Here is a 12,543-nt window from a genome sequence, read left to right on the forward strand (position 1 = left end):
TAGTCTGTTTTTCAAATATTTTTTTAGTGTATCTGACTAATATATCAGTTATGAACACCGCTTTTTTCAACAGCCTTTTTAAGCCTGCACATACCGCATATATCGCTGAAAGAAGGCTCTCCACATATCTTGCATATATTGATCTGTGATTCTTTCTCATAATGCTCCTTTATTATCGGATACATATTCTTTAGAAAGTTTGTGTAAAACTGTAGTTTTGTTCCTGGATGCTTCTCCTCAATTTTTGATAGTATCTCCTTATACTCAATAGATGAAGCTCCTTCAGAAAATGGACATTCATACTCTATATACTCTATATCATTAAAAAATGCATACATAGCACTTTCTTTTTCGGTAATTTTACAGAGAGGTTTTACCTTTCTTATAAATCCTCCTTCTTCTCTTAAAACAGGGTACTGTTTTTTCAGATATTTAATATCCCAGTGGAGAGTGTTTCCAAAAAGAACAGCAACCTCATCATCAAGGTTATGTCCTGTTGCTATTATGTTGTATCCAAGCTGTTTGGCATATCTGTTCATATAGTACCTTTTGGCTGTTCCACATGCTGAGCATGCTGGTTTGTTTGTTGATTTATCAATTACGGGAATTGGTGCTATCTCATCCTTTAGAGAGATTATATGTAAAGGTCTTCCTATCCTTTCTGAGAATCTTAGGCTTAGATTCTTGGAGTCCTCTGAGTACTGGTCAATACCAAGATCAATATAAAAACCATCTGCTTCATATCCAAGTTTTGTTAGAACATTCCATAATGTAAGGCTGTCTTTTCCTCCTGAGACAGCTACAAGTATACGATCTTTTTTTGAGAACATCCTGAACTCTTTTATCGTTTTTTCTACCCTCTTTTCAAACCACTGGATATAATGATCCCTGCACAGAGCTAGTCTGTGATGAGGCAGGAATACAACAGCCTTTTCCTTTCCACCTTTTGCCTTGCATATAGTACATCTGCTTCCTTTTTTCAGCTTTCCCATTTCTGTTTTTTTAACCTCCTGATATCGCATTTACAACTTTTATACTGTCCTCAGGACTTATGATCTCATCTTCAGATGCTATCTCACCATTTTTCGCAACAAAAGCATGTTCTGAAGATAGACCAAGTGCTTTCAGTATGTCAGATGCCGTCACTTTTTCCTTATCAAACCTCAGTACCTGTTCCTTTCCCCTGTACTTTACCTTTATCTCCATACCTTTACCTCTGATGATTTTGACAGAATGAATATATTTTAACTGAAGAACAGTTCAAGGGTTTTTATAAACATATTTTTTAGCTGATCTAACCTCTCTTTTTTAACCTTTAAACTTTCCCTATCAAACCATGGTTCTGAAAGGTAAAGCTTTCTGTTTAGCTCTATCTGTATCCACGGAACAGGCTTATTACCGTATCTTCTTGTTATATATCCACCTGAGAAAGGTCTGTTAACTGTAACCTCATTTTCAGGAAGGTTAAACGCTTTAATAAAGGCTTCTCTCAGCTTCTCAGTTGTTTCATAATCGCAGGACTGACCTTTAACATTACCCAGGCAGATCATAGGTCTTTCCATTCCTATATCAGGTGATATCTCAGGGGCAACAGATGCCATAGAGTGGCAGTCAAATGCTATTTTTATCTCCGGATTTTTTAAGGATTCCTGGATTTTTTTGTGATATGGAAAGTAATATCTATCAAGGAGTTTTTTTATCATTTCTTCATCAAGAGGTTCTCTGTATATCTGTACGCCATAACATGTTTTTGTTTTGACGACACCATCTGGATTTTTTGGTGGAAGATCGTCTGGTGCCCTATTAGGATCAACAAATGCCCTTGCTATCTCTGTTTTTACAACACTTACAGCCATATCTCCTATATCGTATATATCAGCTGTAAAGGGATCAGAGTCATCAAAAAGATCTCTTTCTGACAGTACTACCAGATCTTTAACCTCAGGGGGAATCTTCCATCCCCCGTGAGGGATTGATATTAAAATGGGAAACATCACAGACCTCCTGCTGTTCCATCTCTTCTGACATCAGAAGCACCCTGGAAACCTCCATCCATCTTTCTGAGTATGGCATGTATAGAGCCAAGATAGAATGAGAAAGCTTCCCTCCTGTCAAGTCTGTAACCTTCCCTTTTCAGGTACTCTATTATCTCCTTATCAAATCTATCCTCATAACTTATAAGTCCACCAAGTGAGCTGTGTATTCTTGGCTGGACGATAGCCTTGTCTATGGACATATCCTGATCAACGATATGCATAAGAAACTGTGTTAAAACAGAGAATATTCTCTCACTTCCGGGGCTTCCCATCACAAGCCACGGTTCATCATTCATAAATACTATTGTAGGTGATACAGTTGCCCATGGAACTGAGTTTGGTCTCAGGTAATAAGGGTGATCAGGTTTTTTATACTCAAAATCCATAAGGTAGTTGTTATAAAGAAAACCAAGTCCTTCTGCGGCAGCTTTACTTCCATAAACCCTTTCTACAGACTGTGTAAGACTGACTGCCATATTCTCATCCATAACAGACAGATGTGTTGTTTCCTCTGTGTACTCGTCGTATGTTTCATGAATTGGGAGATGAAAATCTATGGACTGTGCTATCTGTTTCACCTTTTTTGAGGCATACCTTGGACTTAGCATCCTTTCAGGTGTTATCTGTGGGTAAAAGTTAGGGTCGTAAGGTCTTCCTGTTCTCTCAAGTAAGGCTTCCCTTATTATCTCTATAAGGAGATGTATCTTTTTGATCTTATCTGAATGAAGTTCTTTCTGTGATGTTGCATCAAGCATAAGAAGTGCATAAATAAGAGGTCTTCCCGCTCCAGGTGGTGGCATTGTGTATATCTTCAGTCCTCTGAATCTTCCAACAACAGGTTTTCTCTCAATAGGAAGTGGTATGAGTGCAAGGTCGTCATATCTTAAAAGTCCTCCATTCTCCCTCATGTCTGCGTCAATCATCTTTGCAGGCTTTCCCTGATAGAAATACTCAAAACCGTATCTTGCAATATCCTCCAGTAGTCTTGCAAGATCATGCTGTTTAAAGACATCACCGGGATTGTAAGGTTTACCATCTTTCAGAAAGTACCTTCCACCTGAGAAAGATGGAACTTTTTTGAAGTTTTCAAGCTCTCTTTTCTGGAGTCTATGCTGGAGCTGTGTTATTTTGTAACCCTCATAGGCTACCCTTATTGCAGGCTCAACCACCGTTGACCATGGCAGTTTTCCGTACTTCCTGTGTACATAACCCAGAACAGCAAGTGTACTTGGAACAGTTGTTGCTCTATATCCTACTCCTCTATCCTCCTCATATATGGCACTTACATGGGCAAGGGAAGGGGCCCTTGATGATCCATCTATAGCTATCACCTTTTTTCCTGTATATATGACCATCATAGTCTGACCGCCTATTCCACTTCCCTGAGGTTCGCAGACAGCCAGAGCGAGGGCTGAAGCAACGGCAGCATCAACAGCGTTTCCACCCTGTCTGAACATCTCAATTCCTGCCTGTGTTGCATCTGGAAATGCTGTGGCAACCATACATCTTCCTGATTCTGAAAATTTAATCCCATCAGCTTCAAAACTATTTTCTATCTTTTTCAGATCCATCTCACCCCTCCAGAAGATAAGGATATCTTTTTACAGCTGTATTTAGAATTTTTTCTATAAGATCCTCATATGTATATCCTGCAGTTTTTGCTGCTGTGACGAATGAGCCTGTTTCACCGAGACTTGCCTGTGAGTTTATCTCAAGTATGTATATATTCCCCTCAAGGTCCATTCTTATGTCAGTTCTTGCATAATCCCTCAGGCCAAGAACGTGGAAAACTTTTTTGCTCAGCTCCTGCATTCTTTTTGCTGTCTTTTCAGGTATATCAGCGGGACATATCTTCTCTATAGGTTTGTGTCTTTTCAGGTATGTTGTCTGTATCGCATCAGGATCTCCTCCAAAATCAAACTCTAAAACAGGTAATGTTTCCACATCCTCATCATTTCCTATAAGACCGACTGAGAACTCTCTTCCCCTTATAAACTCCTCAACAATTGCATCCTGATGGAACTCTTCTGTTATTCTGGATACAGCCTTTTTCATCTGATCTGTATCTTTAACAACTGTTATACCAAGGGAAAGGGCTTCTTTAAGGGGTTTAACAATTGCAGGGAATCTTACATTGGAAAAATCGTGATCAGATGGGGAGAATACATGAAAATCAGGTGTTGGTATATCATAATACTTAAGGAGGATCTTTGTTACAGCCTTATCAAGAGCAAGTGTATGTCCTTCAGGGGATGATCCTGTATATGGAACACCAAGCATCTCTAAAAGGGATGGTATATGTGCGTACCTGTCCTCCCCCTGAATTCCATAAGAGAGATTGAAAACTATCCCTTTTCCTTTACTGAAAAACTCTTTCAGTCTGTCTATTATCTCTATATTTCCGTCAGCTATCTCAACATAATGCCCTTTTTTTCTTAGAGCATCTGCTATCTTATTTATAGTTTTAGGTGAGTATATCTCCTTTGTCTGTTTAGGAAGTCTAAACAGAACCTTTGAAAAATCGCTGTTGTATATAATCAGAACTCTCATAACAGATCCATAAACTAAAAGTTATCATAATTTTAAGTTACAGCAAATTTTATGAAATGAAAGCTATCTCAGAAGATAGTCCTTCAGAATTTTCGCATGATCAAAAACAAGTTTATCAAATGGAATATCTTCAAGTCTGAAAATCTTTACATCCTTTGCATCACTCTGTGCTTTTGGTTCTCCATAGGCTTTACAAACATATGTTATAGAAACTGTATGGAATCTTGGATCTCTATCAGGATCTGAGTACACACCTAAAAGTCTGACAATCTCAACATCAAGATCTGTCTCTTCCTTCATCTCTCTTATAAGAGCATCTTCTACACGCTCTCCTACATCAACAAATCCTCCTGGTATAGCAAGTCCTAGAGGTGGATTTTTTCTCTCAATAAGGACGATCCCTCTAAACCTGTCCTCACTGTCAAAGAGCTGTATTATTCCGTCAACTGCAACAAAAGGTGTTTTTATACCCATTTTTACTCTCCTTATAGGAAATAATAGAAATTATCTTAATTATAATCAATTATTGATTATGATCAGTGAAATAAAAACGGGATAAAACTAAACTTACTTTATGTAGTAATCCGCAGGAAATGGAGGGGAAGTGTCGTGAGGAAATTTTTAACTTTTGTTCTGGCTTTAGGGATGCTTTCTGTTGGCTTATCCTATGCTGGTGGTAAGGATGTAGAGAGAAAGCTTATGCAGTTAGCCAAAAAGAAAGGCTGTACAACATGCCATGATCTTGACAAACCAAAAAACTCAGTTCCCTACAGAGTGATAGCTAAGGAGTACAAAGGGAAAAAGGATGCTGTTGAGACACTTGTAAAAAGTATCCTTTATGCGAGCTTTGGAAAGTGGCAGACTCTTGGACCTAAGAAATACGGTATGAAACCAAGGGCTATATACATGCCAAGACAGAGACAGGTTACAGAAAGTGAAGCGAGGGAGATAGTTAAGCTGATACTTTCACTGGACACAAGTTCGGTTAAAACAAAGTAATTCTTTGAAAAGGGGGATTGTTTCCCCCTTTTAGTCATTTAAAAGACTTTCAAGTTTATTTTTATTTATCTTTACTATCTTTCTCTCTACGATCAGACCTTCATTTTTAAGCTCTCTCAAAGTTCTTGAGAGTGTTTCAGGGGTAATGTTCAGTATAGATGCTATCTTTGTATGTTTTAAACTGAAAAAGAGATCTTCATGTTCCTTTATAAATTTTGCCACTTTTTTCTTTGCGTTCTTTTCCATAAGATCTTCACAGTAGCTGTAATTTTTTTCTATCTTGTTTGCAAGATAGATGATTATCTCTCTCATAAAATTTTTGTTTTTCTCGATAAATTTTGTGAGACCTTTTGTTTCAAATACTATAAGCCTTCCATTAGATTCCATCTCAGCTGATATTGGATATTTCATACCTTTTATAACAGCAAACTCTCCAATAAAAGACGGGGGCAGGATGTAATTTAAAGTTATATCATTTCCGTTATTTGATGTTTTGTATATCTTTACTACACCTTCAATAAGAAAGAATGTGTATTTAGGATCGTCCCCTTCCCAGAAGATTATATCACCTTCCTTCTTTTCCTTAATCTTGGATATAGATTTAAGGTAAGAGATTTCCTTATCGGTCAACGACTTAAAAAAATTTGAATACTCCATGGCACCTTCTGGAAAAGAGATTTAATAAAAAGGTAATTTTTTAATACCTGTCAAGCCTTGATTCAGGTCAATGTTTTTATGGTTTTATATCCATAACTTAAATACCAAAATATTTCGGAGGTGTAGTATGAAAAAATATCTGACAGCGGTACTACTTGGTATAGGAATAATATCTTTACCATCGCTGGCTGGTGAGGATATGAAAGAGTTTATTAAGAAAAAAGGTTGTTTTGCCTGTCATGATATTTCAAGACAAAAGTCAGGACCACCTTTTAAGGCTGTTGCCAAGGAGTATAAGGGAAAACCAGATGCTGTAAAAACTCTTGTAACAAGTATTACTTCAGGAAGTATGGGTAAATGGCAGGGACTGTCTAAAAAGTATGGTTTTAAGGTCAATATGATGTATATGCCAAGACAGCATGTTACAAAGGAAGAAGCAGAAAAAATAGTGAAATATATACTTTCGTTAGAAAAATAGGAGGTGTGAGAGATGAAAAGGAAATGGAGGCTGGGAGTAATCTCAGCTTGTGCTATAGGCTTTATAGCCTCAACTGCACATGCACAGAGCCCAGCTGAGAAGGTTTATGTTCCACCGGGAAAACATGATGAGTTTTATGCATTTCTTTCAGGGGGATTTAGCGGTCAGCTGAGTGTCTACGGTCTTCCTTCAGGAAGATTAATTAAAGTTATACCTGTATTTTCCGTGAACCCTGAGAATGGGTATGGTTATTCAGAAGAAACTAAAGCCATGCTAATGACAAGCCATGGTTTCATTCCATGGGGTGATACTCACCACCCAGAACTTTCCCAGACAAATGGGGTTCCAGATGGTAGATGGATATTTATTAACGAAAATAACACTCCAAGAGTTGCAAGAATTGATCTGAGAACATTTGAGACTATAGAGATTCTGGAGATACCGAACTCTGGTGGTAACCACGCCTCAGCATTTGTTACACCAAATACTGAGTATATAACTGCCGGTACAAGATTCTCTGTTCCTATACCACAGAAGGACGTTCCTATTGCAAGTTATGCTAAAAACTTTAAGGGAACACTAACATTTATAAGAGCTGATAAACCTGGAAAGATGGACATAGCATTCCAGATACTTGTTCCAGGTTACGACTATGACCTTGCACACTGTGGAAAAGGACCTTCTTACGGATGGTGTTTCTATACTTCGTACAACACGGAACAGGCTCATACATTACTGGAGATAAATGCTTCACAGAAGGATAAAGACTATATAGCTGCAGTAAACTGGAAAAGAGCTGAACAGTGTATAGCTGAAGGTAAGTACCATGTTATGAAAACAGAATACTATCACAACTACATACCTGATCCTGAAGGGGATAGAATAGCCGTTTCTGAAGTTAAAAAAGAGGTTAAGGTTATAATTCCTAAAGAGTGTAAGGGTGTTCTTTACTTCCTGCCAACACCAAAATCACCACACGGTGTTGATGTTGATCCAACAGGTGAATACATAATTGCCGGTGGTAAGCTGTCTACAGTTCTTCCAATACACTCATTCTCTAAGATGATAAAAGCTATCAAAAACAAAGATTTTGTAGGAGAGGTTGACGGAATTCCTATACTCAGATACGAAGCTATAAGTTACTGTGAAGTTCCAAACCCGTGTCTTGGACCTCTGCATACAGAGTTTGATGGAAAAGGATACTCTTATACATCATGTTTCATAACATCAGAGGTTATAAAGGTTGATTACAAGAAATGTAAGGTTGTTGACAGGGCACCAACATATTACGCTGTTGGACACCTTATGATACCTGGAGGTGACTCTGCTAAACCTTGGGGTAAATATCTGCTTCCTATGAACAAGATAACAAAAGACAGATTTATACCTACAGGTCCAGAACTTTTCCACGTTGGACAGCTTTATGATATATCTGGTGGAAAGATGCAGCTTCTTCTTGATGTAGCTGAGATAGGTGAACCACACTACGCACAGGCGATACCTGCAAGCCTTGTTGCACCTAACACAATTAAGATCTATGAGCTTGAGAAGAACGACCACCCATACGTAACAAAATCTGAAGAAGAAGCCAAAGTTGTTAGAAAAGGAAATGAGGTTCATGTTTACATGACAACAATAAGATCACACTTCACACCTGATAATATAGAGGGTGTTAAAGTTGGTGATACAGTTTACTTCCATGTTACAAATATTGAACAGGACTGGGACGTTCCACATGGATTCGCTATTTTTGGTGCAGAAAATGCTGAACTTCTTGTAATGCCAGGTGAGACAAAAACACTTGTATGGAAGCCTAAAAAGCCAGGTGTTTATCCTTTCTACTGTACAGACTTCTGTTCTGCTCTCCACCAGGAAATGCAGGGATACGTAAGGGTATCTCCTAAAGGAGCTAATGTGACCATTAAGTACGGAACTGGCGAAGAAATGAAAACTGCTAAATAAGGGAGGTTTTTAATATGAGCGTCGTTTCAAGAGGGCTTCTTGCCCTCGCTTCTTTAGTTCTTATCGGTGTTTTCTTCTTCCCACTCTGGGAGATAACACTGATAGCCCCTCAGTATCCTGAAGGTTTAAAGATGTTTATATGGGTTAACAACATAACAGGTGGTTCACCACACGATCTTTACAACATAAATCTTCTCAACCACTACATAGGAATGAAACCAATAAAACCCGAAGAGATTGTAGAACTTAAAATAATGCCTTTTATATTCGGCTTTTTAACTCTTCTTGGACTTTTAACTGCGATATTAGGAAACAGAAAGCTTCTTATTGCATGGGTTGTACTCTTTGTTATTTTGGGGATAGCCGGTCTAGTTGATTTTTATATGTGGGAGTACGATTACGGACATAATCTTAATCCAAAAGCACCTATTAAGATTCCAGGAATGGCATATCAGCCTCCTCTTATAGGCTGTAAGATGCTTCTCAACATGAAAGCCTGTTCTTTTCCTTCAACAGGAACATATATAGCTGTTATCTCCATGGTAATAGGACTTATTTCTGCCGGTGTGGAAATATTCAGGAAGAGAGGTTAATATGAACATTCTGAAGGGAGGTAGCTTTATCCTTTCCATCTTTTTTATCATTTTTACACTTTCCTGTGAAAAGGTCAAAGCTCCTGTACCTATTGATTACGGTGTAGACAAATGTGATTACTGCCAGATGAAGATAATGGATGACAGGTATGGGGCAGAGCTTGTAACATCAACAGGAAAGGTTTATAAGTTTGATAGTGTTGAGTGTCTTGCAGGTTTTTATTTAAAAAATAAAGATAGATTAAAGATACACTCTCTATGGGTTACAGATTTTCAAAAGAAAAATCTTATACCTGCACAGAAAGCTTTCTATCTTCATTCCAAGGATCTTCCCAGTCCAATGGGTATGAATCTTTCAGCCTTTGCTTCAGAGGATGAACTAAAAATCGTCAAAGAGAAGTATGGCGGAGAGATTCTTAAGTGGGAAGATGTACTTACATTGGTTAAAGAAAAATGGTTAAATAAAAAGCATAATCACGAACACCACATGCATATGTGAAAATGATTAGATATATACAGATTGTGTTGATATTTTTGACCTTTCAATTACTACACAGCTACGGAGAAACATTAACCGTCTGTAAAGAAGGCTGTAAATACTCTTCTATAAAAGAGGCTCTTTCATATGCTAAAGACGGAGATAGAATAGTTGTTAAAAAAGGTGTTTATAAAGAAGGAAATATAGTAGTTGGTAAATCCATCTCTCTGATTGGAGAAGATTACCCTGTTCTTGATGGAGAGGGTAAGTATGAGATACTTACCGTTAAAGCAAATAATGTAACCGTGGAAGGTTTTATCTTTAAAAATTCAGGAAAAAGTTATATTGAGGACATAGCAGCGCTCAAGGTTATAGCATCAAAGGGATGTGTTATAAGAAAAAATAAGTTTTTTAAAAACTTCTGGGCTATATATCTTGCAAAATCAAAAGAATGTTTAATTGAGGAAAATTATATCAAAGGACCTGCAAAAAGAAGAAAGTTAGCAGAAAAAGGTGTAACGGAAACAGGTTTTGGAAATGGGATACATCTGTGGTACTGCAGGTATATAACTATAGACAACAACTACATATCAAACCACAGAGATGGAATTTATTTTGAGTTTGTCAAGGACAGCGTTATTATAGGAAATCTAAGTGAGGATAACCTCCGTTACGGTCTTCATTTTATGTTCTCTCACAGAGATATATACATAAATAATGTTTTCAGACATAACGGTGCCGGTGTTGCCGTAATGTACACAAAGAAAGTACATATGGAGGGGAACAGATTTGAGTACAACTGGGGCCCTGCAACATTTGGACTTCTCCTGAAGGATATAACAGACAGCTTTATAACGCACAATATCTTTTACAAAAACACAACCGGCATATTTTCTGATAATACGATAAGAACACGTATTGAGGAGAATGATTTTATAGAGAACGGTCTTGCCCTTAAGATATACTCTAACTCAACAGACAACATAATAAGGCATAACAATTTCATAGAGAACACATTTAATGTGGTCACAAACAGCTTTCACAATCCAAATAAATATACAGAAAATTACTGGAGTGATTACAAAGGGTTTGATCTTAACAGGGATGGTATAGGAGATATACCCTACAGGCCTGTTTCACTGTTTGGATATTTTACAGAGAACTATCCTCAATCTATAATACTCACAAGGAGTTTTTTTATATATCTACTTGATCTTGTTGAGAGGATATTTCCCATGCTTATACCTGAATCACTTGTAGATAATAAGCCTTTAATGAGGAAGTATGAATGGTTGAAGTAAAAGATCTTTTTAAAAGATTTGGGAAAAATGAGGTTTTAAAAGGTATATCTCTAACAATTAAAAAAGGAAAAGTTACTGCAATACTTGGGCCAAACGGGTCTGGAAAAACAACACTGATAAAATCAATCCTCGGGCTTGTGATACCAACATCCGGAAAGATTCTTGTTAACGGGAAGGATATAAAAGGAAATTACACCTACAGAAAGGATATAGGTTATATGCCACAGCTTGCCGTTTTTCCTGAAAACCTGACTGTTAAAGAGCTGATAAGGATGCTTATAGATGTCAGAAAGGACGGTTACAATCCAAGGATTATGGAAAACTTTGTTGAAGGCCTTGGAATTGAGAAATACTACGATAAAAAATTAAAAACGCTATCAGGAGGAACAAAACAGAAGATAAACGCACTGATAGCTTTTATGTTTGATCCACAGATATTCATACTTGATGAACCTACAGTAGGCCTTGATCCTGTATCAAGCAGTTTTTTAAAGGATAGAATAAATGAGGAGGTTGATAAAGGAAAGCTTGTAATACTGACCTCCCATATAATGAGTGAGGTTGAAGAGGTTGCTGATGAACTTGTTTTTCTACTTGAAGGGAAGGTTTATGTAAAAGGAACTGTAAAAGAGATTATAGATATGTCAGGAGAGAAGAACCTTGAGAGAGCTATAGCAAAACTTATGGAGAAGGGATACGATGTTTAAGCTTCTTAAGTATGAATTTTACAATATGTACAGAAATAAATGGATTATATTTTACTTTTTCTTTTTCCTTCTGATAACAACTGTTCTTTTTTATTTTACGAAAGATTCTGTTAAGGTGTGTGCAACACTTTTAAATCTTACTCTCCTTGTTATACCTCTAATAAGCCTGATACTTGGAACTATTTTTCTGTACGACTCAAGGGCCTTTATAGAGCTTTTACTTTCACAGCCTATAAACAGGAGATCAATATACGTGAGTAAGTTTATAGGTATAGCATTCTCTCTATCTTTCAGTTTTGCTGTAGGGGTGACATTTCCTATACTATTTTTCTTCAGGGAGATAACTATAGATTACAGCCTTTATTTAAGTGTGGTTACATCAGGTATTATGATGACATTTATCTTTTTATCAATAGCCTTTTTGATAGGAACGGTTTTTGAGGATAAGGTGAAAGGATTTGGAGCATCAATTCTTACGTGGCTTTATGTAACTCTTGTTTACGACGGCATAATACTTTTTATCATTATATACTTTCAGGAATACCCACTTGAAAAACCTGTTCTCTTTCTTTCGCTTATAAACCCTGTTGATCTCGCAAGGATTTTTGTTGTTCTACAGCTGGATATATCAGCACTGCTAGGCTATACAGGTATTATATTTAAGAGATTTTTTGAAACACAGCTTGGAATGGTAGTTTCACTTTTAAGTATGCTTTTGTGGGTTATTGTTCCTTTTTTAATTGGGCTTAAAATATTTAATAAAAAGGATTTTTAAGGAGGGG

At 37.1% G+C, this 12,543-nt stretch carries 15 protein-coding genes; 8 read left to right on the plus strand and 7 right to left on the minus strand.

The genetic code is table 11. The annotated features are described in order from the left end of the window. Positions 1-44: 44 nt before the first annotated feature. The 6 genes from PERMA_RS06190 to PERMA_RS06215 all read right to left on the minus strand — a co-directional run bounded on the left by PERMA_RS06190 (position 45) and on the right by PERMA_RS06215 (position 5,060). The gene (locus PERMA_RS06190) at positions 45-992 is read right to left on the minus strand and encodes a TIGR00269 family protein (protein ID WP_012675403.1); all 948 of its coding nucleotides are present in this window, start codon (positions 990-992) and stop codon (positions 45-47) included. Positions 993-1,002: 10 nt separating this feature from the next. Continuing rightward, positions 1,003-1,206 carry a MoaD/ThiS family protein gene (locus PERMA_RS06195; protein ID WP_012676232.1) on the minus strand — a complete coding sequence of 68 codons (204 nt, stop codon included), beginning with the start codon at positions 1,204-1,206 and terminating at the stop codon, positions 1,003-1,005. A gap of 38 nt (positions 1,207-1,244) precedes the next feature. Next, complete coding sequence (locus tag PERMA_RS06200; protein ID WP_012675599.1) at positions 1,245-1,994, minus strand: N-formylglutamate amidohydrolase; 750 nt, start codon at positions 1,992-1,994, stop codon at positions 1,245-1,247. Further along, positions 1,994-3,607, minus strand: coding sequence for a gamma-glutamyltransferase (ggt, locus tag PERMA_RS06205; protein ID WP_012676284.1), 1,614 nt, complete (start codon positions 3,605-3,607; stop codon positions 1,994-1,996). The genes PERMA_RS06200 and ggt overlap by 1 nt, the downstream gene beginning before the upstream one ends. A 1-nt stretch (position 3,608) precedes the next feature. Continuing rightward, a complete protein-coding gene (locus PERMA_RS06210; protein WP_012675657.1) occupies positions 3,609-4,586 on the minus strand; it encodes a D-alanine--D-alanine ligase family protein in 978 nt (325 codons plus the stop codon). 63 nt (positions 4,587-4,649) lie between these two features. Then, positions 4,650-5,060, minus strand: coding sequence for an NUDIX domain-containing protein (locus PERMA_RS06215; protein ID WP_012676550.1), 411 nt, complete (start codon positions 5,058-5,060; stop codon positions 4,650-4,652). Positions 5,061-5,195: 135 nt separating this feature from the next. Between PERMA_RS06215 and PERMA_RS06220 the strand changes: the two genes are divergently transcribed. Further along, positions 5,196-5,585 (plus strand): c-type cytochrome, encoded by a 390-nt coding sequence (locus PERMA_RS06220; RefSeq protein WP_012676851.1) that lies wholly within the window; start codon positions 5,196-5,198, stop codon positions 5,583-5,585. A 30-nt stretch (positions 5,586-5,615) separates the two neighbouring features. On the opposite strand, the gene PERMA_RS06225 is transcribed toward PERMA_RS06220, so the two are convergent. Next, positions 5,616-6,242 carry a Crp/Fnr family transcriptional regulator gene (locus tag PERMA_RS06225; protein ID WP_012676781.1) on the minus strand — a complete coding sequence of 209 codons (627 nt, stop codon included), beginning with the start codon at positions 6,240-6,242 and terminating at the stop codon, positions 5,616-5,618. Positions 6,243-6,369: 127 nt separating this feature from the next. Here PERMA_RS06225 and PERMA_RS06230 point away from each other — a divergent pair, with 127 nt between their 5' ends. Genes PERMA_RS06230 through PERMA_RS06260 form a run of 7 tightly spaced genes read left to right on the plus strand, consistent with a single transcriptional unit; the run spans position 6,370 to position 12,536 of the window. Further along, on the plus strand, positions 6,370-6,720 hold the full coding sequence (locus PERMA_RS06230) for a c-type cytochrome (protein ID WP_012676536.1): 351 nt from the start codon (positions 6,370-6,372) through the stop codon (positions 6,718-6,720). A 12-nt stretch (positions 6,721-6,732) separates the two neighbouring features. Further along, positions 6,733-8,682: a Sec-dependent nitrous-oxide reductase gene (gene nosZ, locus PERMA_RS06235; protein WP_012675862.1), complete on the plus strand. Its 1,950-nt coding sequence runs from the start codon at positions 6,733-6,735 to the stop codon at positions 8,680-8,682. A 14-nt stretch (positions 8,683-8,696) separates the two neighbouring features. Further along, the gene (locus tag PERMA_RS06240; RefSeq protein ID WP_012676195.1) at positions 8,697-9,275 is read left to right on the plus strand and encodes a hypothetical protein; all 579 of its coding nucleotides are present in this window, start codon (positions 8,697-8,699) and stop codon (positions 9,273-9,275) included. A 1-nt stretch (position 9,276) separates the two neighbouring features. Beyond that, a complete protein-coding gene (locus PERMA_RS06245) occupies positions 9,277-9,774 on the plus strand; it encodes a nitrous oxide reductase accessory protein NosL (protein WP_012675652.1) in 498 nt (165 codons plus the stop codon). A gap of 2 nt (positions 9,775-9,776) precedes the next feature. Then, complete coding sequence (locus tag PERMA_RS06250; protein WP_049756068.1) at positions 9,777-11,054, plus strand: nitrous oxide reductase family maturation protein NosD; 1,278 nt, start codon at positions 9,777-9,779, stop codon at positions 11,052-11,054. Continuing rightward, positions 11,042-11,761 (plus strand): ABC transporter ATP-binding protein, encoded by a 720-nt coding sequence (locus tag PERMA_RS06255; protein WP_012676585.1) that lies wholly within the window; start codon positions 11,042-11,044, stop codon positions 11,759-11,761. The genes PERMA_RS06250 and PERMA_RS06255 overlap by 13 nt, the downstream gene beginning before the upstream one ends. Then, a complete protein-coding gene (locus tag PERMA_RS06260; protein ID WP_015899030.1) occupies positions 11,754-12,536 on the plus strand; it encodes an ABC transporter permease subunit in 783 nt (260 codons plus the stop codon). Before PERMA_RS06255 ends, PERMA_RS06260 begins: the two co-directional genes overlap by 8 nt. Positions 12,537-12,543: the final 7 nt, after the last annotated feature.

The sequence above is a fragment of the Persephonella marina EX-H1 genome (genome assembly GCF_000021565.1).
GTDB lineage: Bacteria > Aquificota > Aquificia > Aquificales > Hydrogenothermaceae > Persephonella > Persephonella marina.

Excerpts from the sequence above, each read along its gene's own strand:
- ggt (WP_012676284.1), bottom strand. The coding sequence starts at position 3,607 with ATGGATCTGAAAAAGATAGAAAATAGTTTTGAAGCTGATGGGATTAAA.
- PERMA_RS06195 (WP_012676232.1), bottom strand. The coding sequence starts at position 1,206 with ATGGAGATAAAGGTAAAGTACAGGGGAAAGGAACAGGTACTGAGGTTT.
- PERMA_RS06250 (WP_049756068.1), top strand. The coding sequence starts at position 9,777 with ATGATTAGATATATACAGATTGTGTTGATATTTTTGACCTTTCAATTA.
- nosZ (WP_012675862.1), top strand. The coding sequence starts at position 6,733 with ATGAAAAGGAAATGGAGGCTGGGAGTAATCTCAGCTTGTGCTATAGGC.
- PERMA_RS06215 (WP_012676550.1), bottom strand. The coding sequence starts at position 5,060 with ATGGGTATAAAAACACCTTTTGTTGCAGTTGACGGAATAATACAGCTC.
- PERMA_RS06210 (WP_012675657.1), bottom strand. The coding sequence starts at position 4,586 with ATGAGAGTTCTGATTATATACAACAGCGATTTTTCAAAGGTTCTGTTT.
- PERMA_RS06200 (WP_012675599.1), bottom strand. The coding sequence starts at position 1,994 with ATGTTTCCCATTTTAATATCAATCCCTCACGGGGGATGGAAGATTCCC.
- PERMA_RS06230 (WP_012676536.1), top strand. The coding sequence starts at position 6,370 with ATGAAAAAATATCTGACAGCGGTACTACTTGGTATAGGAATAATATCT.
- PERMA_RS06260 (WP_015899030.1), top strand. The coding sequence starts at position 11,754 with ATGTTTAAGCTTCTTAAGTATGAATTTTACAATATGTACAGAAATAAA.
- PERMA_RS06190 (WP_012675403.1), bottom strand. The coding sequence starts at position 992 with ATGGGAAAGCTGAAAAAAGGAAGCAGATGTACTATATGCAAGGCAAAA.
- PERMA_RS06245 (WP_012675652.1), top strand. The coding sequence starts at position 9,277 with ATGAACATTCTGAAGGGAGGTAGCTTTATCCTTTCCATCTTTTTTATC.
- PERMA_RS06255 (WP_012676585.1), top strand. The coding sequence starts at position 11,042 with ATGGTTGAAGTAAAAGATCTTTTTAAAAGATTTGGGAAAAATGAGGTT.
- PERMA_RS06225 (WP_012676781.1), bottom strand. The coding sequence starts at position 6,242 with ATGGAGTATTCAAATTTTTTTAAGTCGTTGACCGATAAGGAAATCTCT.
- PERMA_RS06240 (WP_012676195.1), top strand. The coding sequence starts at position 8,697 with ATGAGCGTCGTTTCAAGAGGGCTTCTTGCCCTCGCTTCTTTAGTTCTT.